Genomic DNA, 19,368 nt, shown 5'->3' with positions numbered 1-19,368 from the left:
GGGGATAGAGGGGAGGGATCGGGGGCTCCCCTACCCCCACCCAACCTCCCCCTGGCAGGCGGAGGAGGTCGCGCCACTCGTGGGGGGGATCGGCTTCAAGCACTTGGTCAGGGTCTCGATCCCAGTTCCACCCACCGGGCGGCTCCTCCCCCTGCCAGGGGGAGGATAGGTGGGGGTGGCAGGATTGACGGGATCACATCGGGGGAACGACGCCTTTCGTGCCGACGACGACGGTTTGCGCTGAGATCGTCCCGTCATCGGCCAGTTCGGCGGGCACGAAGACGGTGGCACCGGCGATCAGATCGGCGGTCGTTGCGGGGGCGAAGGTGACGATCGGGGTAGCTTCGGGGATGTCGATGGTCTTTTCGCCGCCCTCATAGGCGACCTTGACCGTGCGGCCATCCACCGAAGTCACGGCATCGGCGACCGTGGCGTTGGTCATGGTGCTGCCCGGCTGCAAATCCCAGGCGAAGCTGGCGCCGGCATTCTTCATCGCTGCCGGAAAGATCAGCACTTCCAGCGCGCCGTCGCTGCCATCCTCGTTGGGCAGCGAGGCAATGCCGACAAAGTCACCGGTCTTGATGTCGTCGGCGGAGGCTTCCGCGACGCTCGACACCTTCCAACCCTCGGGCAGCACAATGGTCTTGTCCTCGCCCTCGCGCGTCTTGATGGTGAGGGTACTGCCCTCGAACGTCGTGATCGTGCCGCGCAGCCGCACGCTTTCGGCGGCCTGTACCGCAAGGGTCACCGACAGGACTGCCGTGCTTGCCAGTGCCACGACGGCCACCGCCCGGGAAAATTTCGCCAATTCCATGATGTCACCTGAGTTCGACTGCGCGGGCTCATGCCCCGCGGCACAACTCTAGCCCTGCGGGGGAACGCGCGGAAAAAACAATTGGTGATGGAACCGGGCGCCGCCCGCTAAATCCCGCCATACCAGTCATAGCCGGTATCTTCCCAATAGCCGCCCTTGCCCTTGCCGAAGGGGGCAAGGCTGTCGACCAGCTCAATCGTGTGCAGGTATTTGGGTTGCTTGTAGCCCAAGGCCCGCTCGATGCGCAGGCGCACCGGCGCGCCGTTCTGGACGGGCAATACTGCATCGTTGAGGCCATAGCTCAAGATCGATTGCGGATGATAGGCATCGATCAGGTCGGACGACGTATAATAGATGATATCCCCCGACAGGGTCTTCTGGATATTGTCGTAGCAATGATAGACCGCGAACCGCGCCTGCGGCTTGACCTTGGCCATGTCGAGGATCGGCCCCAGAGGCGTGCCGGTCCATTTGGCGATGCAGCTCCAGCCCTCGACGCAATCGTGACGGGTGATCTGGGAGCGGGTGGGCATGTTGCGCAATTCGTCCAGCGAAAAGCTGACCTCCTGCTCCACCATGCCTTTGACCGTGAGCCGGTAGTCGGCGAAATTACTGGCCTTGAGCGCCAGATATTCCGGCGTGGTCGGATCGGTCGAACCATTGGGGCGCTGGCCCTGGCGGATTTCGCTGGCCGAATATTCGCGCGCCAGCGTCTGCGCCCCGACCAGGCGCCGCTGCACCTGGTAGGTCAGCACATTGGCCTGCTCGAGGATCTTGCGCGCCTGCCCGTCGCGCGAGGCCGCAAAATCGAATTGGTCGCACCCGGCCAGGATCAGTGAGGAGGCGGCCGTGGCGCCAAGGCCGAGCAGGCCGCGCCGGCTGAGTTGAATCCCGCTCATGGCTTGTCACCGTCATTGATTGGAGTGCCCGGACTGGCGCGATACCAGCCGGTGATCATCGAGCGCAGTTCGTTGAACGGGTTGGCGATCACCACCATGATGATGTGGATGATGAAGAACCCCACCAGCAGCGCCATGGTGATGAAATGAATGGTGCGCGCCGTCTGCCGTCCGCCGAACAGGTCAAGCAGCCAGGGAAAGGCAGCATCCATGCCGGGGGACATGGTCAGCCCGGTGGCCACAATGAGCGGAAACAGGATGAAAAACACCCCGAAATAGGCAATTTTCTGCAGCGGCGAATAGCTGCGGCCATGGTGAAACCGCAAGGTCGCGTGATCGACGATATCCCGGGGCAATCCGGCAACGTCCCTGGGCTTGACGATGATGTCGCGCCAGATATGGCGATTGAGGAAGCTGGCAAGGAACCAAACGAACATAGTTAGGACGAACAGCCAGCCAAAAAAGAAGTGCACGACCCGCCCGGTTCCCAGATCGCGAAACGAGGGGATGGTTACGGCGCCGGGAAAGCCCTGAAATTGCGGCCGCGCCTGCGGCCCGCTCATGCCGAACACGCCCGTAGTATCGAATTCATGGCCGAAAACCTTGGTCCGTCCGCGCGGCCCGGCGTCGGTGTTGACCGCCGACATCGACAATATCGCATTGTCGAACTCGAACCCCGATTGTTGACCGATATAAAGCGAGGGATGAGCATTGAAGATTTGCAGCCCGCTCAGCAGCAGGAAAAACATGCAGATCACCCAGAGCCAATGGGTGACGCGCGTCCAGATCGATTGGCGATAGATCAGCGGGCCCTTGCTGGCCGGCTCTGCCATATGTTCGCTCATACTCTTCCCCTCGGGCAGTTCGGCTGCCCGCGCCGTCGTTCCAGCAGGAACGCTACAGCGCGACGCAGCCGGTTGCTATCACCCAAATGTTATCAAGGTGTCGGCGCCATCGCATCGGCAGGCGCCATCGCGTCGCCCTCCATGCCCAGCGAGTCGATGGCGCCCATCACGTCCATGCCTTCGTGCAGGCCATGGCAACCGGCGAGCGCAGCCTGCATGGCGGCGGGAAAGGTGATGGCCCCGGCCTGCTGGTTGCAGAGCGCAAAATCCGCATCGCTGATCGGCGCCAGCACGGCGGGCGCCATCGCGTCCTCGGCAAAGCCAGGCGCGGCGGCAAGGGTGAAAGCGGCAAGGCTGGCAAGGCAAAGGCGGCGCAAGGTCACGGTCATGGCTGTCTCCGAAGGTTCGACCACGCCCTTGGCGCGGTTCGTGCCCTGCCATTCGCCGAGGTTGACGCGGGCGTTACGCCGTCACGATCTCGTGATGACCAGATCGGCATGGCGCGGTCTGGCGCCTGCGTGTAACCTTGAGCAGTACCCGAGCGTATGGATGGGCAATGCAGACCGATCCAACCGAAACGCGCCTGCGCGGCCTGATGCTTGCTTCGCTCGACGGCGATGCGGTGGCCTATCGCGCGTTGCTGGCCGATCTCGGCCGCCATCTGCGCCCTTACTTCACCCGGCGGTTGACGCCGGCCTTCGCCTCGCATGCGGAGGATCTCGTGCAGGAGACCCTGCTGGCCGTCCATACCCGCCGCATGACCTATGACCGCAAGCGCCCCTTCACCGCCTGGCTGCATGCGGTGGCCCATCACAAATTCGTCGACCATGTGCGCCGCCAATCGATCAGGCTGACGGTGCCACTGGAAGACGACGCGCCCATTTTCGCCCATGACGAGGGCGCCGATGCGCTGGCCCGGCGCGATCTCGCTATCGTGCTGGACACGGTGCCGGCGCGCACCGGCGATCTCATCCGCCGCACCAGGGTCGACGGTGCCTCGGTGGCCGAAGCGGCCGCCGTCCATGGCATGACCGAAACGGCGGCCAAGGTATCCATTCACCGCGGGCTCAAGGCCCTGGCCATGCGCTTTGCGGGAGGGCCACGATGACCGACGAACTGATTGCCGATCTGTCCGCCGATCTCAGGCCGGTGGCCAGCACCGCGATGCAGCGCTTGCTGCTCGCAGCGGTTTTTGTCAGCGGCATCGTCGCCGTGGCCGCCATGTGGATGTGGCTGGGCATGCGCCCCGACATGGAGACGGCGGCGGCCACGATGATGTTTTGGGGCAAGTTCATCTATACGCTGGCGCTTGCCATTCTGGGCGGGATTGCGACGCTCGTCCTGGCTCGCCCCGATGGGCGCACGCGCTGGCCCTGGCTGGCAGCGCTCGGGCTCGTCGCCTTGCTGGTGGTTGGCGCTGCCATCCAGCTCGCCAGCGCCGAACCCGGCGAGGTCATGCCGCTGATCATGGGCAGCACCGCGCTGGCCGGCCCGTCGCGGATCGTCGTTTTATCCATGCCGGTGCTGTTCGCCGCGGTTTACGTCTTGCGTCGCTTGGCGCCGGCCAACCCGATGCTTGCGGGCTTTGCCGCCGGCATCATGGCGGGGGGCACCGGCGCCTGTGTCTATTCCTTTGCCTGCACCGAGAATGGCATGATGTTCGTTGCGCTGTTCTACACGCTGGGCATTGCGGTTGTTGGGGGATTGGGCGCGGTGCTGGGGCGGTTGTTGTTGCGGTGGTAGGGGATGGGGAGTGTGGGAGCCCAGATATCGGGGTCGGGAAACCCCCACCTTGATCCTCCCCCTGGAAGGGGGAGGTGTCGGCAGCCACGGCAAGCTCGTGCCCTATTCCCCCCGCGCTGCCCAGTTCAGGCCGCGGCGGATGATGGTGGCCATTTCGGGAACCTCGAATTCGCGGGCCTGGTGGCCCAGGGTCGAGTGAAACACTCGTCCCTGCCCATGCCGGCGTTTCCACACGACGGGCATGACCACGCCCTCGATCCAGGACGCGTGTGCGCCACTGAAGGTGGTAGTGGCCAGCACCTCGTTGGAGGGGTCCACATGCATGTAATACTGCTCGGAGCGGTAGGGGAACGACTTGATGCCGGCCATGATCGGATCGTCCGGCTTGCTGACCTCGACGGTGTAGTCGATGATATTGCCCGGGTGCTGCACCCACTGCCCGCCCACCATGAAATGATAATCCACCGCGTCGCGGAACGTGCCGGTCATGCCGCCGTGATGGCCGGCGAGACCCACCCCGTTCTGGACGGCACGCGTCAGGTTATCCACCTCATCCTGCGCGATCGTGCCCATCGAAAAGATCGGAATGATCAGCGACAGATCGTGGATCGAGGGATCGGCAAAGGCCGAGGTTTCGGTCGCCATGCGCACGGAAAACCCGTCTTCGTGCAGCCAGCGGCGATAGATCGCCGCGCATTCGTCCGGCTCGTGCCCGGCCCAGCCGCCATAAACAATCAATGCACTGCGCATGCTCAATCCCCGCAAATCAACGGGCGGGAGTTTATCGCAAAGCGGTGTGATTGAAACCCGAAGCCTATTCGTGGGTGCCGGCGCGGAGCCGCAATGGGCGCGGCAGGGCGAGCGGCGCGGCCTTGGCAAAAGCCCAGCCCCGCAGCACCATGAAGTTGACCCCCGCGGTCAAAGCGATCACCAGCATCGCCGCAGCGACCGCCGGGAGCGCGAAAATACTGTAGATGATGAACGAAAACAGTGTCACCAGCCCCAGCGCCACCAACTGCACGCCGATATAGCGCGGCAGGGCCTGTTCATGGGGCAGGCTGGATTGAAACGAAAACCGCCGATGCGCCAGATAGACCGGCCCGACCAGCACCGCGTAGCATAGCGCATTGGGCACCCAGCCCTGCGCGCCGGTGATCTGGGTAACGGTGCTGGAGAGCGCCACGAAGCCAACGGCACCCGCCGCGCCGATGACGAGGAACGCGGCCAACTGGCCCAGCATCGAGGGCGCCCTGGCGGGTGCGGCATTGGGCATCATGGACAACAAGGCTGCGCTCATGGCGGGGTTCCGGTGGCGGCGATCGACACCGGCCATGCTTAGGCATCGCGCATTGCAGTCCGCTTACGGTTGCATGACGGCGCGGCGATTTTTCTCCCCATGGTTGAGAAAAACTGAAGCTGCCGAGTTTCCACAGCCTTGCCCCTGGCCGTCCCGCGCACTTTCCCCTGTCACCAATTGCTGGTTAACTCACGCCTCGTCGCGGGCGGCGTCTTAAGTTTGCACCTGCTGGATTGATCAGGCCGCCCGCCATAAAACCAAAGGATGACAGGGATGAAAACATTACTTCTCGGCGCCACGGCGCTGACCTTGTGCGCCGGCTTTTCCGGCACGGCCTATGCCGATTTCACGTTGAATATCCTGCACATCAACGATTTTCATTCGCGCTTCGACCCGATCACCGCGACCGACAGCGATTGCGACGCCGAAACCGACGCGGCGGGCGAATGCTTTGGCGGCATCGCCCGGCTCAAGACCGAAATCGACGCCAAGCGCGCCCAATTCAAGGATGCCAACTCCATCCTGATCTCGGCCGGCGACAATTTCCAGGGCTCGCTCTACTACACTACCTATAAATCCAAGGTCGTCTCGGACTTCTTCAACCAGATGGGCTTCGACGTGGTCGCCACCGGCAACCATGAATTCGACGATGGCCCGGCCGAATTCCTCAAGTTCATCGAAGCGGCCGAATTCCCCATCATCGGCGGCAATTTCGACGTCAGCCGCTCCGAGGAACTGCGCGGCAAGATCAAGGGCTCGTTCGTCGTCGAGATCGGCGGCGAAAAGATCGGCATCATCGGCGCCACCACCGAGGACACGCCCGAAATCTCCTCGCCGGGTGCCGATGTCGAATTCACCGACGTGATCCAATATGTGCGCGGCGCCTCCGAAGCGCTCGATGCGGCCGGTGTCGACAAGATCATCCTGCTCAGCCATATCGGCTACACCGTCGACCAGCAGGTCGCGGCCGCCCTACCCCTGGTCGACGTGATCGTGGGCGGGCATTCCCATACCCTGTTGTCCAACACCGCCGAAGGCGCGGCCGGCCCCTACCCCACCATGGTCGCCAATCCCGATGGCGTCGAAGTGCCGGTGGTGCAGGCCAACCAATATGGCAAATATCTGGGCGATATCGCCATCACCTGGGACGACAACGGGGTGGTTACCAAGGCGGAGGGCGAACCCTTCCTGATCGACGCGTCGGTCAAGGGCGACAGTGATTTCGCCTCCCAGCTGACCGCCCTGGCCGGCCCGATCAAGGAGGCCATGGGCGTCGTCATCGGCACCACGACGGCGGCGATCGATGGCGGTCGCGACACCTGCCGCGCGCAGGAATGCCAGATGGGCAATCTATTGGCCGACGCCATTCTCGACCGTGCCGCCGACCAGGGGGCGACCATTGCCTTCCAGAATGGCGGCGGCGTGCGGGCCTCGATCGAGGCGGGCGACATCACCATGGGCGAAGTCATCACCGTGCTGCCCTTCTCCAACACGCTGGCCACCGTGCAGGTCTCGGGCGCCGACGTGATCGAAGCGCTGGAAAACGGCGTCAGCGACGTGGAAAACGGCGCCGGCCGTTTCGCCCAGGTCGCGGGACTGAAATATGCGTTCGACCTGTCCAAGCCCGCCGGCAGCCGCGTCAGCCAGGTCATGGTCAAGACCGGTGACAGCTTCGGCCCCATCGACGAGGACGCCACCTATACCGTGGTCACCAACAACTATGTCCGCGCCGGTGGCGACGGCTTCGGCAGCTTTGCCGAGGGCGAGAACGCCTATGACTTCGGCCCCCCGCTGGAACAGGTCGTGGCCGACTACATCGCCAAGCAGGGCGGCGAATATACCCCCTATACCGATGGGCGGATTACCGAAATCAAGTGATCGAAGGATTAGTTGAACGAAGAAGGGCGCCCGCTGGGCGCCCTTTTGTTAGAAATCCAATGCCTCGCACCACCGCGTCATTCCCGCATAGGCGGAAAACCGTTCGTCTGATGGGTGTCGCGCGATCGCAAGATTGGGTTCTCGCTGGCGCGGGACTGACGCCGCGGTTGTTGGAGATCAGGCGCAGGCTAAGCTATCCTGTGCTCGGTATGATCGCGGTCGGTCACCGTCGCCAGGTCCAATACTTTCTGGATATTGGTGGCGTGCCGGAATGAGGGTTCCAGATTGACGCCGCTGCGCACGGCCTCGGCAAAGCGCATGTAGTTGGTGGGTACGGGATCGCAGGCCGTTTCGGTCCAGGTGCCGGTTTCGATATCGGGACCGAGGCAGGTGAAGAGCTTGCTCCAGTCGTGCCGGTGCTGCACCTCGACCGAACCCAGTTCGCCATAGATGCGCAGCCGCAATTCGTTGAAATGCCCGGTCGCCCAACGCGTGGCATGGATGACGCCGAGCGCGCCATTGTCCATCTGCGCCGTCATGGCGAAGCTGTCATTGGCGTCCAGGTGATATTCCCCGATGCGGTTGTTCTCGGCCTTGTCGAAGGTTTCAAGCCGGCAAAACACCTTGGCATAGTCGCTGCAGGCGCCATAGGCGGCAAAATCGAGGATGTGCACGCCGATATCGCCAAGCACGCCATTGGAGCCGTGGCTCTTGGACAGGCGCCACAGCCATTGCGACTCGGTCCGCCAATCGCCCCAGGCCTTGCTGACCAGCCAGCTTTGCAGGTAGCTGGCCTCGAAATGCTTGACCGTGCCGACCTGCCCCGAAGCGACGATCTCGCGGGCCTTCTGCAGTTGCGCCACGTTGCGATAGGTCAGGTTCACCATGTTGACCAAGCCCAGCCGCTCGGCCGTCTCGGTCATCTCCATGGCCTTCTGGTGATCGGTGGCCAGCGGCTTCTCGCAGAATACGTGCTTGCCGCCCTGCAGCGCCGCCATGGTGGTGGCGTGGTGTACGCTGTCGGGCGTCACATTGGCCACGGCATCGAACTCGCCCCAGGCCAGCGCCGCATCGAGCGAGCCGAAGCCCCGCTCGATCGAATGGGTGGTGCAAAACGCCTCGACCCGCGCCGGATCGACATCGACGCCACCCGCCAGCGTCACCCCCTCGATGGCGGCGAAATGTTTGGCATGCTGGTTGGCCATGCCGCCGGTTCCCAGGATGAGGATCCGCATAGTGTTTTTCCCGTGCGATCGATAACGATCAAAAATGCTGTTGTTACGTTCGACGTCATTCCCGCGCAGTCGGCAATCCAGTCTCAGAGGATTGGTCCAGATCGCCAGGATGGGTTGCCGCTTGCGCGGGAATGACGCTGTGGACTGTTAGAGGCCGGGGCGGATGATCATCCACCCCGGCAAATTCACCGCTCCTAGCGGAAACCTTCTTCGCGACCGTGATGCAGCTTGGGGCCGCGCTCTTCGATTTTTTCGATGGCTTCGTCAACCGGCGTATTGGGGGCGTCGAGGAGCTCCGGGTGGCTTTCGGGATTGTAGGCCCAGTTCACCGCATTGCGCAGCACCAGCCCGACCCTATCGTCGTGATAGGTCGGATAGGTTTCGTGGCCGGGACGGAAATAGAACACATTGCCGGCCCCGCGCCGATAGGTCAGCCCGCTGCGGAACACTTCGCCGCCCTGGAACCAGGATACGAACACGGTTTCCAGCGGCTCGGGCACCGAGAAGGGCTCGCCATACATTTCCTCGTTCTCGAGCTCGAAATAGGCCGGCAGGCCTCTGGCGATCGGATGGCCGGGATTGACCACCCAAAGCCGCTCGCGCTCACCGGCCTCGCGCCAGTGCAGAGCGCAGGGCGAACCCATGACGCGCTTGAAAATCTTGGAGAAATGGCCCGAATGCAGCACGATCAGGCCCATGCCCTGCCAGACGCGCTCGGCGACGCGCTCGACGATATCGTCGGCAACCTGGCCATGGGCCGCATGACCCCACCACACCAGCACATCGGTATTGGCCAGAGCCTCGACGCTGCAGCCATGCTCGGGCTCCTGCAAGGTCGCGGTCCTGGCCACGATATTGCTGTCCTTGGACAGGAGCTTGGCGATCTGAGTATGCATCCCCTCGGGATAAATGTCGGCAACGACCTTGTTCTTTTGCTCGTGGACGTTTTCGCCCCACACCAGGGTTCGGATCGCCATTGCAGTCTCCTATGGAATTGAATTCGGCGCACCTGCAGGGCTACAAGCGTCACCGCCGATATGGACAAGCTGACGGCGCAACCCGTCAAGACTATGGCGCCAAACGCAATAGCCGGCGCCAGCGCATTCGTTTGGATCAGGCCGGCAGCCCGATCTAGCGGATCGGCTTGCCCGCCTTGTCGAACCGGTGAATCTTGTCGTCCATGGGGGAAATGTGCACGATGTCGCCGCTCTTGCAGCTGTTAATGCCGTCCAGCCGCACGACCACCGGCTCCTCGGTGCCCATTTCGAGGTAGACATAGCTGTCCGCCCCCAGGTTTTCGGTATGGATCACCGTGCCGTTCCACACCCCCTCGCCCGGCGTGATCAGCAGATGCTCGCCGCGGATGCCCACTGTATGAGCCTTGAACGGCTCGGCCTTCGCACCGGCAATGAAGTTCATCTTCGGGCTGCCGATAAAGCCCGCGACAAACAGCGAGTCGGGCTTTTCATAGAGCTCCATCGGCGTGCCCACCTGCTCGACCAGCCCGTCGCGCAAGACGCAGATGCGGTCGGCCAGCGTCATCGCCTCGACCTGGTCATGCGTCACGTAGATCATGGTGACGTTGTGCATGTTTTCATGCAGCTTGGCGATCTCGATGCGGGTCGCAACGCGCAAGGCGGCATCGAGATTGGATAGCGGCTCGTCAAAGAGGAACACCTTGGGATCGCGCACGATGGCGCGGCCGATGGCGACGCGCTGGCGCTGCCCGCCCGAAAGCTGCTTGGGCAGGCGTTCCAGGTATGGCGTGATCTGCAGCAGGTCGGCAGCGTTCTCGACCCGCTTGCGGATTTCCTCCTTGCCGCTCTTTTCCAGCGTCAAGCCGAAGGCCATGTTGTCGAACACGGTCATGTGCGGGTAGAGCGCATAGCTCTGGAACACCATGGCGATGCCCCGCTTGGAGGGCGCCAGGCCATTGACCACCTTGCCGTCGAACGCCAGCTCGCCCGAGGTAATGTCCTCAAGACCCGCCACGAGGCGCAGAAGGGTGGACTTGCCGCAGCCCGAGGGGCCCACGAACACCATGAATTCGCCCGAGCGGATATCGAGATCGATCCCCTTGATCACCTCGACGGCGCCAAAAGCCTTGCGAACGTTACGCAGTTGAATGTTTGCCATGGTCTGTTTCCCTAACCCTTGACGCCGCCGGCGGTGAGGCCGGAAACAATTTTGCGCTGGAAGATCAGCACCAGAACCACCAGGGGCACGGTGACGATGACCGATGCCGCCATGATGATGCCCCAGGGCGTTTCATACTGCGACCCGCCCGACAACAGCGCGATGGCGACCGGCACGGTCCTGGTCAGGTTCGACGAGGTAAAGGTCAGCGCGAACAGGAACTCGTTCCAGGCCCCGATAAAGGCCAGCAGGCCCGTCGTCACCAGCGCCGGCCACATCAGCGGCAGGAAAACCCGCGTGATGATCACCCAGGGCGTGGCGCCATCCACGATCGCGGCTTCCTCGATCTCGATCGGCAGGTCGCGCATGAACGTGGTCAATACCCATACTGTGAATGGCAGCGTGAAGATGGTGTACGAAAAGATCAGCGCCCATGGCGTATTATAGATGCCGAGCGCCCGGATCACCTCGAACAGCCCCGCCAGCACGGCGATCTGGGGAAACATCGAGACGGCCAGGATCACCATCAGCAGGAAGCTGCGACCGCGGAACCGCACGCGGCTGAGCGCGAACGCTGCCGTAACCGCCAGGAACAGCGCCAGAACCACCGTAACCGTCGCCACGAACAGCGAATTGAGCAGGTTACGGGGAAAACTGCCCTGGTTCAGCACCTGCAGATAGTTGGCCCAGCTGAACGACACTGGCCAATAGGTGACCCGGAAGATGTCGGTGCCCGATTTGAAGCTGGTCAGGATGGCGTAGTAGAACGGAAACACCGACACGACGACGATCACGGTGACCAAGGCGTAGAACAGCACGGTCTTGGTAACGCCCCACAGGTTGATCGTGGCACCCATCAGCGGTCTCCCCCGTCGAAATTAACCTTGCCCAGCCAGATATAGGCAATGGTGAACAAGGCGATGATCAGGAACAGCAGGGTCGATTGCGCCGAGCCATAGGCGAAGTTGTCGAAGTCGAACAGGTTCTCCCGGGCCAGCACGCTCATGGTCTTGGTGGCAGCGCTGTTGGGGGTCAAAACGTAGATCAGATCGAAGATGCGCAGCGCATCGAGCACACGGAAGATGATCGCGACCATCAGCGCCGGTCGCACCAGCGGCAGGGTGATGCGGAAGAACTGCTTGACCGGATGCACGCCGTCGATCTCGGCAGCCTCGTAGATGTCCTTGGGGATCATCTGCAGGCCGGCCAGGATCAGCAGGGCCATGAACGGCGTCGTCTTCCAGATGTCCACGATCAGCACCGCCGTCATGGCCGTGTCCGCGCTCGCGGTCCAGGCGACTTTCTGGCTGAGCAGCCCCAGCCGCATGCCCAGATCGTTGAGAATGCCGAACTGGTCGTTCAGCATCCAGCTCCACATTTTCGCCGAAACGATGGTCGGGATGGCCCAGGGGATCAGGATGGCGGCGCGCACGATGCCGCGCCCCTTGAATTCGGCATTGAGCACCAGCGCCACGACCATGCCGAGCACGGTTTCCCACAGCACCGACCAGAACGCGAACCGCACCGTGTTCCACACCGCATTCCACCAATCCGCATCGACCAAAAGGCCGCGATAGATGGTGCGTCCGCTGCCCAGCGTGGTCCAGCGCAGGTAATTGTCAAAACCGATCCATTTTGCGCCGTAAAGGTCGATCAGCGAGGCGTCGGTGAAGGAAAAATAGATCGAGCGCAACAGGGGCCAGCCGGCAACGACACCCAGGGCGATCAGCATGGGCACGAGGAACCAGCGCGCAGCACGCACGCGCTGCTGCATCAGTTCCGACTTGATCCGCTTGCCCGGCAGACTGACCGGCGCCGCCAAGGTATCCGTCGCCATTATTACCGCTCCATTGTGATCTGATCATTGCGCAAGGCGGGCAGCGGGGAAGGCTCTGCCGCCCGCCTTGCAGTCACGCGTGGCTGAGGCTTACCAGCCGTCGCCCTTGAGATCGGTCAGGTCGGCTTCGAGCACTTCGAGGTTTTCCTCGGCAGTGCCCTGGCCCGACAGCGTGTCATGCACCGCGCTCCAGAACTTGGCCGAGACTTCGTTGTAGCTGGTCTTGGTGGGCGCGGACGGGCGCGGCACCGCGTTCTGGAAGATTTCCTTCCAGCTCGGGATGATCGGCTGGGCCGCGGCGATATCGGCATCGTCATAGAGCGATTCGATCGTGGGCAGGTTGGACTGGTTGATCGCCCGCTCCTTCTGCACTTCGCCCGAGCTCAGATAGAGCGCCAGCTTGATCGCTTCCTCGGGAGCCTGCGAATACTTGGAAACGGCATAGTTCCAGCCGCCCAGGGTCGCCGCGGAAGCCGCGCCCTCGCCTTCGCCGGCGGGCAGCGGCGCCACGTCGAACTTGCCCTTGATCGCCGAGTCGTCGCCATTGCCCAGGGCATAAGCATAAGGCCAGTTGCGCATGAACACGGAATTGCCGAGCTGCCAGACGCCGCGGCTTTCCTCTTCCTGATAGGCCAGGTTGCCCTCGGGCGCGATGGTGCCGATCCAGCTGGCCGCTTCGGTGATCGCCGCGACGGCCTGCGGATTGTTGATCGAGATGGTGCCATCTGCCTCAACGATCTGGCCGCCGCCATAGGACTTGACCCATTCCAAGGCGTCGCAGGTCAGCCCTTCATAGGCATTGCCCTGGAACACGAAGCCGTACATGTCCGGATTGGTGGCGCGTTCGCCCTCCATGATCTCGGTGGCGGTAGCCTTGAGCTCGGCCCAGGTCTTGGGCACTTCCTTGCTGTACTTTTCCAGCAGATCCTTGCGGTAGAACAGGGCCGGTGCGTCGGTGAAGGCCGGGATGGCGACGAGCTTGCCGTCTACCGTCTGCGACTCGATGATGGAAGGGAAATGATCGCCCACCACGTCCTTGGCGGCATCGGTCAGGTCAAGGAACTGATCCGCCAATTGCGGCGCCCAGATCACGTCGGTCTGGTACACGTCGATGTCGGCATTGCCGGCGGCAAGCCAGAGCTTGTACTGGCCGAACTGGTCGCTGGTGGACGAGGGCATCGGCACGATGGTGACGGTATTGCCCGTATCGGCCTCAAACTTGTCGAGCTGCGACTGCAAGAACGCCAGGCCATTGCCGGTATCGCCAGAGACGATCGATAACTCGGCCGCCTGCGCGACACCCGCCACCAGCGTGACGCTGGAGAGCAAGCCAACAAGCAAGGTATTGATTTTCATAGAAATCCTCCCGAATGAACCCAATAGGTTGGGAGAGCGCCAAACCCGCCATACGCACATGGGCGCCGGCTGATCCGCAATTCCTCCCCCAAAAGACGCTTCGAACCGGTGACTGATCCACTCAAGTTTCCAAAGCGCTTTGGACAGAAAACAACCAGAGCGCCGAATTTCTGTCAAGCGGCGGCAGCGCAGATTCTCGTGAGAATTTAACATGGAAGGATTTTATTGATATTTGTCAGCTATTTAGCAAAAGCGAACTGTTAATGACAGCGGAGTGCTCCAGCTTTGCTTTGAGGAACGTACCTCGCTTGCGCGGCCTGTATTTCCCGACTTGCGCAAAAATTTGAAATCGCTTTGAATGCCCGAAGGAGGAGATGCGCGACACTGCCGTTCAAGGCGGACGCGTGCCCCGAAAGCGCTTTCGACGGCCGTTTGCCCGGGCACTGCTTGACCCGGGGTGAGCGTCCGATCATCGCCGGGGCCAATTTTCGATGCGATTGAAAGATCTCGCACAACATCTGGGCCTGTCGCAAACCACGGTCAGCCGCGCGCTCAACGGCTATCCCGAGGTCAATGAGACGACGCGCCTGCGCGTGGCCGAAACCGCCGATCGGCTGGGTTATCGCCCCAATGCCAGCGCCCTGCGGCTGGCCACGGGACGCGCCGGCGCCATCGGCCTGGTGCTGCGCGGCGCCGACGAATTGGGCCCCCATATGAGCGAGTTCCTGGCTGGCGTCGGCGGGCGGCTGGTCAAGGACGAAATCGATATCCTGGTCACCACCGTGGACAGCCACCAGGACGAGATGGCCGCCTATCGCCGCGCTGCCGCCAGCCAGAAGGTCGATGCCATCATCCTGCATTCGCCAAAGTTCAACGATGAGCGCGCCGACCTTCTGACGGACCTGAAAATCCCCTTCGTGCTGCATGGACGCACCAATGTGGGCGGGCCGGTCGCCTGGCTCGACATCGACAATACCGGCGGCGTCGAGCGGGCCACCTCGCACCTGCTCGACCTGGGCCATCGCCGCATCGCCCTGCTCAACGGCATCAAGGGGCGCACCTTTTCCGAACATCGCGAGATCGGCTATCTGGCCGCACTATCGGCCCGCGGCGTGCCGTTCGACCGCGCCCTGATGGCCAATTCGATCTTTACCGACGAACTGGCGTTCCGCCTGGCCCAAGCCATGCTCGAGTTGCGCCCCCGGCCCACGGCCTTTCTGGCCGGCTCGATGATGACCGCGCTGGGCGTTTTCCGCGCCATCCGCCAAGCCGGGCTGACGCTGGGCCAGGACGTCTCGATGATCGCCCATGACGACGTTTTCCCCTATCTCAATGCCGACAACATGTATCCCACCATGTCCACGACCCGCTCCTCCATCCGTCAGGCGGGCGGACGCATCGCCGAACTGCTGCTCCAACTCCTCTCCGGCAAGCCCGCCGCCGACCTGCACGAACTCTGGCCCGTCGAACTGGTGCTGCGCCAAAGCTCGGGGCCGGCACGAGAGGGGTAGGTCGCCTAAGCCACGCGCTGCATGTGGTTGTCGAACATGAAATCGAACTGCTTGCGGGCTTCGCCGGAGCCGGCGATGCCGATCAGCTCGCCCTCGCCACTGCTGGCAACGAAGCCGGTGCGGTCAGGCGCCAGGCCACAGCCATTGCGCAGGGCCTGGATTACTACCGGGCGCTGGCCTTCGGCGTCGATCGCCACCAACAGATCGCCTTCGGGCGAGGACACCGCAATGGTGGCGCCATCGGCAGAGGCGGCAACCGAGCCGACATAGTTGCGCAGGTCCAAAAGCGTGTCACCCGGCAGCTCGACCAGGCGGATTTCGCCGTCGAGCGTCGCATAGCCCACCAGTTGCGGGTTTTCGTTGGGGCTGCCGCGGAACTGGCAGCCGAACCAGACGCGCCCGCGCGCATCGATCGCCATGTGGCGGATCGAGAGCTGGTGCAGCCCTGCTTCAAGCCGCAACTGGCCCACCAACCGCCCGTCGCGTCGGTCGATGAACGCCACCGATGGGTCCATGGTCTCGAGATTGAGCTCGGTCCGCCCGTAGTCGGGATGCGTTTCGATACCGCCATTGGCGACGACGAAGGTGACCCCGTCCGGCAGCAGCAGCATTTCATGCGGGCCGGTGCCATAGGTGGGAAATTCGCCGATCCGCCGGTAATCGCCGGTGGCGTCGTAAACCCCGATCACGCCCTGGGCGGCCTCGAAATCGCTTTCGGTGGCGTAGAGCAACTTGCCATCGGGCGAGAACACGCCATGGCCGTAAAAGTGCCGGCCCTCGGGGCTGGTCAGCGTGACGGGGGCGTGCTGGCCGGCGGGATCAAACACCACCGCAAAGGTGCCCGGCTGGCGCGCGAACACCACGCCCCGGCCCGCTTGCGGGCTGACGGTGATATCGTGGCCCCGGTCGGGCAATTGGATCGTGCTGATCACATCGCCGCGCTCACCCAGCAGCACGGCGCCATAGCCGCCCGCGCTGGTCTGGATCGAGGAGGCGAACACCAATTCGTTACGCTCCAGCGCGATGATCTGGTTCGGCAGGAGGCTTGCCGCAAAGCCGGCGCCGGCCGCTTTGAGGAATGCCCGTCGTTGCCACATGCTCAATCTCCGTCGAGCGAGGAAAATCCGACGCTGAGCCCCAGCGCCGTCGAGAGCTGCTCGCCGATCAGCGTGCCCAGCTGCTGGGTTGCGACGACGATATCGGCCAGGGCCTGTGCCTGCGCCGGATCGGCCACCGCCGCCTCGACCGGCGCGGTCACCTGCGCCAGCGCCGCATCAGCCACGTCGAACTGCGCTTCGATGGCCATGGGCAGCGCCGCCGCGTCACCGGAGACGCCGCCCGCGATGCCCGACAAGACGAACAGCGCCCGCAGCCCATCGATATTGGCGGCGAGCATCGGCACGGTCAGCCCGGAGCGCCAGAACAGTGCCAGCCGGGGCTTAGCCGCCGCGTCGCCCTTGGCGAGAAACGGGTTGAGCCGGGTGTCGCGCACCGCCTCGACGCCATGCGACAGGATGCCGACCAGTTCCTCCTGCGCCTCGACGGGCGTACGGTAGTCGACGAATTGGGCACTGGGCCGCATCAGGTGCAAGGCGATGCCGGTCTCGTCCGCCCACAAGGCGACCAACTCACCGGCGATGTCGCCAAGATTTTGCGCGACGGCCGCCCCGTAGCGGCAGCGGAAACTCCCGTCGGTTTCTTTCAGCGTTTCAAAGCCCGTGCCATAGAGCACGAATTCCAGCGCGGTCAGCCCCTGCACCGCCACGCTCTTGCCCTTGAGCGAAGCGGCGTCGGTCGCGCTCGCATCCGCACTGGCGAGGATGGCCTGCACCTGCTTGAGGGCAATGCCCTTGCGGTCGGGCCAGAACAAGATCCGCTCGGCGCGGTTCTCCTCCATGATCGGCCCGATGCGCACGGCTTCGATCCGCCCGAAGCTCTGCGCCGCCTGCGCGAATGCGGCATGGGCCGCGGCCAGCGTTTCGGCTGCTGGCTGCCTGCAGAGCCCGGCCATCGCCTGGTCCAGCGCGCCGGTGCGCATCTGGAAATCGTCCATGGCCGGTCGGATGAAATTGTTGACCGCGCCTCGCATGACCTCGCTGGGCGTTGTCACCATTTGCGCCATGGCCGGCCCGGACGCCAGCGCCAAGATCAAGGCCAGCACCAACCGCATCACAGCGACTCCAGAAAGGCAATGAGATCATCGCGGGTAGCCTGCGGCAAGGCGGCAAAAGTATCGCGCGCCCCCTGCGCCTCCCCGCCATGCCAGAGGACCGCCTCGGTCAGGTTGCGGGCCCGGCCATCATGCAGCAATTGGGTATGGCCGGAAACGGTTTGCGTCAGCCCGATACCCCAAAGCGGCGGCGTCCGCCACTCATGGCCATTCGCCTGCCCTTCGGGCCGATTGTCGGCCAACCCATCGCCCATGTCGTGCAGCAGGAAATCCGAATAGGGCCAGATCAACTGGAACTGGTGGATGGGCTCGGGCGCCTCGCGGCTGGTCACGAATTTGGGCACGTGGCAGGACGCGCAGCCGCTGTCGTAGAACGCCTGCTTGCCGCGCAGCACGGCAGGGTCGCCGACATCGCGGCGTTCGGGAACGCCCAGCGTCTGGGCGTAAAAGGTCACGAGGTCAAGCACCGGATCGGGCGCTTCGGAGGCGCCCAGCCGCGCCTGCGCGCCGGTCGGCAGCGCCAGGCACGCCGGTTGCAGCGTCGTGCAGTCGCCATGCGGCAGATCATCGAGTGGGGTCGAAATGCCGATGTCGCCGGCAAACGCCGCCGCCGACTGCGCCCGAATGGTGGGCATGCCCGCCTTCCAGCCGAACCGGCCCAGCATGACCGAGCGACTGGCGGGATCGACGGTCCAGTTGGGCTTGCCCGAAATGCCGTCGCCGTCCAGGTCCCGGGGATCGGCATGGGCCAGGATATCCTCGGCCGCGATCTGCTCGACCAGCCCCAGCCCGATCATCGGCGACGCCACGCGCGGCGACATCATGACATCCTTGGCCAGCGCCCCATAGGCAAGGTCCGCCACCGAGTAGTGCGGCGCCCGCAGCGTCACCACGCTGCCGTCGCCCAGCGTGACCGGGGCATCCGCGTAGTCGATGACCATGCGGCCCTCGGCCTTGAGGCCTGGCACGGCGAAATCCTGCAACTGCGTGCCATAGGTGGGATCGCCGACCTCGCCCGCGATCACCCCGTCCATGGCGAGGCGCTTGTCGTCCGCGCCGGGCGGCACCGACAGGCGCAAAAACATCGAGACGCCATCGCCACCAGCGGTCGGCGGATGGCCGCGGCCGTCCTTGAGATGGCAGCTCTGGCAACCGCGCGCGTTAAACAGCGGCCCCAACCCGTCCGACGCCTGGGTCGAGGATGGCGAGGAGACCCAGATCTTGCGGAACAGTGCATTGCCGAGCTTGAAGGTTTCTTCCTGCTCGAAGCTCAGATTGGCCATGAAATGGGAAAACGCGTCGGCAGTGACCGCTTTTTTTGTCGTGCCCTTGCCGGCTTGCAGATTTTCCGAAGCTTCGGGCTTGTAAAAATCGGCGGTCGGCGCGGTGACGCGGATGACCCGGGCCAGATCCTGCGGCGTCAGATCGGCGCGGACAGCCTTGTCCTGCGCAAAGGCCAGCCCGCCGGCCAGCGTCGCGATCAGGGCAAGGGTCAGGCGAAACTGCATGTCAAATCCAGGGCATCATTCCCGCAGGCGGGAAAGATATTCTTTCGGCTGTTTCCTGCAGGCGCGGCAACAGTGGGTTCCTGCCTGCGCGGGAATGACGCGGTATTAACGTGCCTGCAGGTTGATCGGGGCGGCAGCG

At 63.6% G+C, this 19,368-nt stretch carries 19 protein-coding genes; 4 read left to right on the top strand and 15 right to left on the bottom strand.

From position 1 onward, the window contains the following. Positions 1-193 precede the first annotated feature (193 nt). The 4 genes from ACFE8X_RS16230 to ACFE8X_RS16215 form a co-directional block, all read right to left on the bottom strand. Positions 194-814 carry a hypothetical protein gene (locus tag ACFE8X_RS16230; protein WP_375452537.1) on the bottom strand — a complete coding sequence of 207 codons (621 nt, stop codon included), beginning with the start codon at positions 812-814 and terminating at the stop codon, positions 194-196. A gap of 107 nt (positions 815-921) precedes the next feature. After that, positions 922-1,713: a molybdopterin-dependent oxidoreductase gene (locus ACFE8X_RS16225; RefSeq protein WP_375452536.1), complete on the bottom strand. Its 792-nt coding sequence runs from the start codon at positions 1,711-1,713 to the stop codon at positions 922-924. Beyond that, on the bottom strand, positions 1,710-2,558 hold the full coding sequence (locus ACFE8X_RS16220; RefSeq protein ID WP_375452535.1) for a cytochrome b/b6 domain-containing protein: 849 nt from the start codon (positions 2,556-2,558) through the stop codon (positions 1,710-1,712). The genes ACFE8X_RS16225 and ACFE8X_RS16220 overlap by 4 nt, the downstream gene beginning before the upstream one ends. Positions 2,559-2,650: 92 nt before the next feature. Further along, positions 2,651-2,947 (bottom strand): hypothetical protein, encoded by a 297-nt coding sequence (locus tag ACFE8X_RS16215; protein ID WP_375452534.1) that lies wholly within the window; start codon positions 2,945-2,947, stop codon positions 2,651-2,653. Between the two features lie 167 nt (positions 2,948-3,114). On the opposite strand from ACFE8X_RS16215, the gene ACFE8X_RS16210 reads away from it, so the two are divergent. Together ACFE8X_RS16210 and ACFE8X_RS16205 are read left to right on the top strand one after the other, a co-directional pair. Continuing rightward, complete coding sequence (locus tag ACFE8X_RS16210) at positions 3,115-3,666, top strand: sigma-70 family RNA polymerase sigma factor (protein ID WP_375452533.1); 552 nt, start codon at positions 3,115-3,117, stop codon at positions 3,664-3,666. After that, positions 3,663-4,301 (top strand): DUF1109 domain-containing protein, encoded by a 639-nt coding sequence (locus tag ACFE8X_RS16205; RefSeq protein ID WP_375452532.1) that lies wholly within the window; start codon positions 3,663-3,665, stop codon positions 4,299-4,301. Before ACFE8X_RS16210 ends, ACFE8X_RS16205 begins: the two co-directional genes overlap by 4 nt. Positions 4,302-4,403: 102 nt before the next feature. On the opposite strand, the gene ACFE8X_RS16200 is transcribed toward ACFE8X_RS16205, so the two are convergent. Then, entirely contained in the window at positions 4,404-5,051 is a 648-nt protein-coding gene (locus ACFE8X_RS16200; RefSeq protein ID WP_375452531.1) for a ThuA domain-containing protein, read from the bottom strand. A 64-nt stretch (positions 5,052-5,115) separates the two neighbouring features. Then, positions 5,116-5,598, bottom strand: coding sequence for a GtrA family protein (locus ACFE8X_RS16195; RefSeq protein ID WP_375452530.1), 483 nt, complete (start codon positions 5,596-5,598; stop codon positions 5,116-5,118). A gap of 273 nt (positions 5,599-5,871) precedes the next feature. On the opposite strand from ACFE8X_RS16195, the gene ACFE8X_RS16190 reads away from it, so the two are divergent. Beyond that, a complete protein-coding gene (locus ACFE8X_RS16190; RefSeq protein ID WP_375452529.1) occupies positions 5,872-7,476 on the top strand; it encodes a bifunctional metallophosphatase/5'-nucleotidase in 1,605 nt (534 codons plus the stop codon). A gap of 188 nt (positions 7,477-7,664) precedes the next feature. Here the strand turns inward: ACFE8X_RS16190 and ACFE8X_RS16185 are convergent, their stop codons facing one another. The 6 genes from ACFE8X_RS16185 to ACFE8X_RS16160 all read right to left on the bottom strand — a co-directional run bounded on the left by ACFE8X_RS16185 (position 7,665) and on the right by ACFE8X_RS16160 (position 14,040). Then, complete coding sequence (locus ACFE8X_RS16185) at positions 7,665-8,711, bottom strand: Gfo/Idh/MocA family protein (protein ID WP_375452528.1); 1,047 nt, start codon at positions 8,709-8,711, stop codon at positions 7,665-7,667. A 194-nt stretch (positions 8,712-8,905) separates the two neighbouring features. Continuing rightward, on the bottom strand, positions 8,906-9,688 hold the full coding sequence (locus tag ACFE8X_RS16180) for a ThuA domain-containing protein (RefSeq protein ID WP_375452527.1): 783 nt from the start codon (positions 9,686-9,688) through the stop codon (positions 8,906-8,908). A 154-nt stretch (positions 9,689-9,842) separates the two neighbouring features. Further along, entirely contained in the window at positions 9,843-10,847 is a 1,005-nt protein-coding gene (locus ACFE8X_RS16175) for an ABC transporter ATP-binding protein (RefSeq protein WP_375452526.1), read from the bottom strand. An 11-nt stretch (positions 10,848-10,858) separates the two neighbouring features. Further along, positions 10,859-11,704, bottom strand: a complete 846-nt coding sequence (locus ACFE8X_RS16170; protein ID WP_375452525.1) for a carbohydrate ABC transporter permease — start codon at positions 11,702-11,704, stop codon at positions 10,859-10,861. Continuing rightward, a complete protein-coding gene (locus ACFE8X_RS16165; RefSeq protein WP_375452524.1) occupies positions 11,704-12,684 on the bottom strand; it encodes a carbohydrate ABC transporter permease in 981 nt (326 codons plus the stop codon). The genes ACFE8X_RS16170 and ACFE8X_RS16165 overlap by 1 nt, the downstream gene beginning before the upstream one ends. Before the next feature lie 90 nt (positions 12,685-12,774). Then, entirely contained in the window at positions 12,775-14,040 is a 1,266-nt protein-coding gene (locus ACFE8X_RS16160) for an ABC transporter substrate-binding protein (protein WP_375452523.1), read from the bottom strand. Positions 14,041-14,531: 491 nt separating this feature from the next. Here ACFE8X_RS16160 and ACFE8X_RS16155 point away from each other — a divergent pair, with 491 nt between their 5' ends. Further along, the gene (locus tag ACFE8X_RS16155) at positions 14,532-15,551 is read left to right on the top strand and encodes a substrate-binding domain-containing protein (protein ID WP_375452522.1); all 1,020 of its coding nucleotides are present in this window, start codon (positions 14,532-14,534) and stop codon (positions 15,549-15,551) included. 5 nt (positions 15,552-15,556) lie between these two features. On the opposite strand, the gene ACFE8X_RS16150 is transcribed toward ACFE8X_RS16155, so the two are convergent. Genes ACFE8X_RS16150 through ACFE8X_RS16140 form a run of 3 tightly spaced genes read right to left on the bottom strand, consistent with a single transcriptional unit; the run spans position 15,557 to position 19,229 of the window. After that, the gene (locus ACFE8X_RS16150; RefSeq protein WP_375452521.1) at positions 15,557-16,648 is read right to left on the bottom strand and encodes a DUF1513 domain-containing protein; all 1,092 of its coding nucleotides are present in this window, start codon (positions 16,646-16,648) and stop codon (positions 15,557-15,559) included. Positions 16,649-16,650: 2 nt separating this feature from the next. After that, positions 16,651-17,721, bottom strand: coding sequence for an imelysin family protein (locus ACFE8X_RS16145; protein WP_375452520.1), 1,071 nt, complete (start codon positions 17,719-17,721; stop codon positions 16,651-16,653). After that, positions 17,721-19,229, bottom strand: a complete 1,509-nt coding sequence (locus ACFE8X_RS16140) for a di-heme oxidoredictase family protein (protein WP_375452519.1) — start codon at positions 19,227-19,229, stop codon at positions 17,721-17,723. Before ACFE8X_RS16140 ends, ACFE8X_RS16145 begins: the two co-directional genes overlap by 1 nt. Positions 19,230-19,368 lie beyond the last annotated feature (139 nt).

The organism is uncultured Devosia sp. (genome assembly GCF_964244875.1).
Lineage (GTDB): Bacteria > Pseudomonadota > Alphaproteobacteria > Rhizobiales > Devosiaceae > Devosia.
Note: the sequence above shows the minus strand (reverse complement) of the source record. Positions and strands in the feature narration are given on the sequence as shown.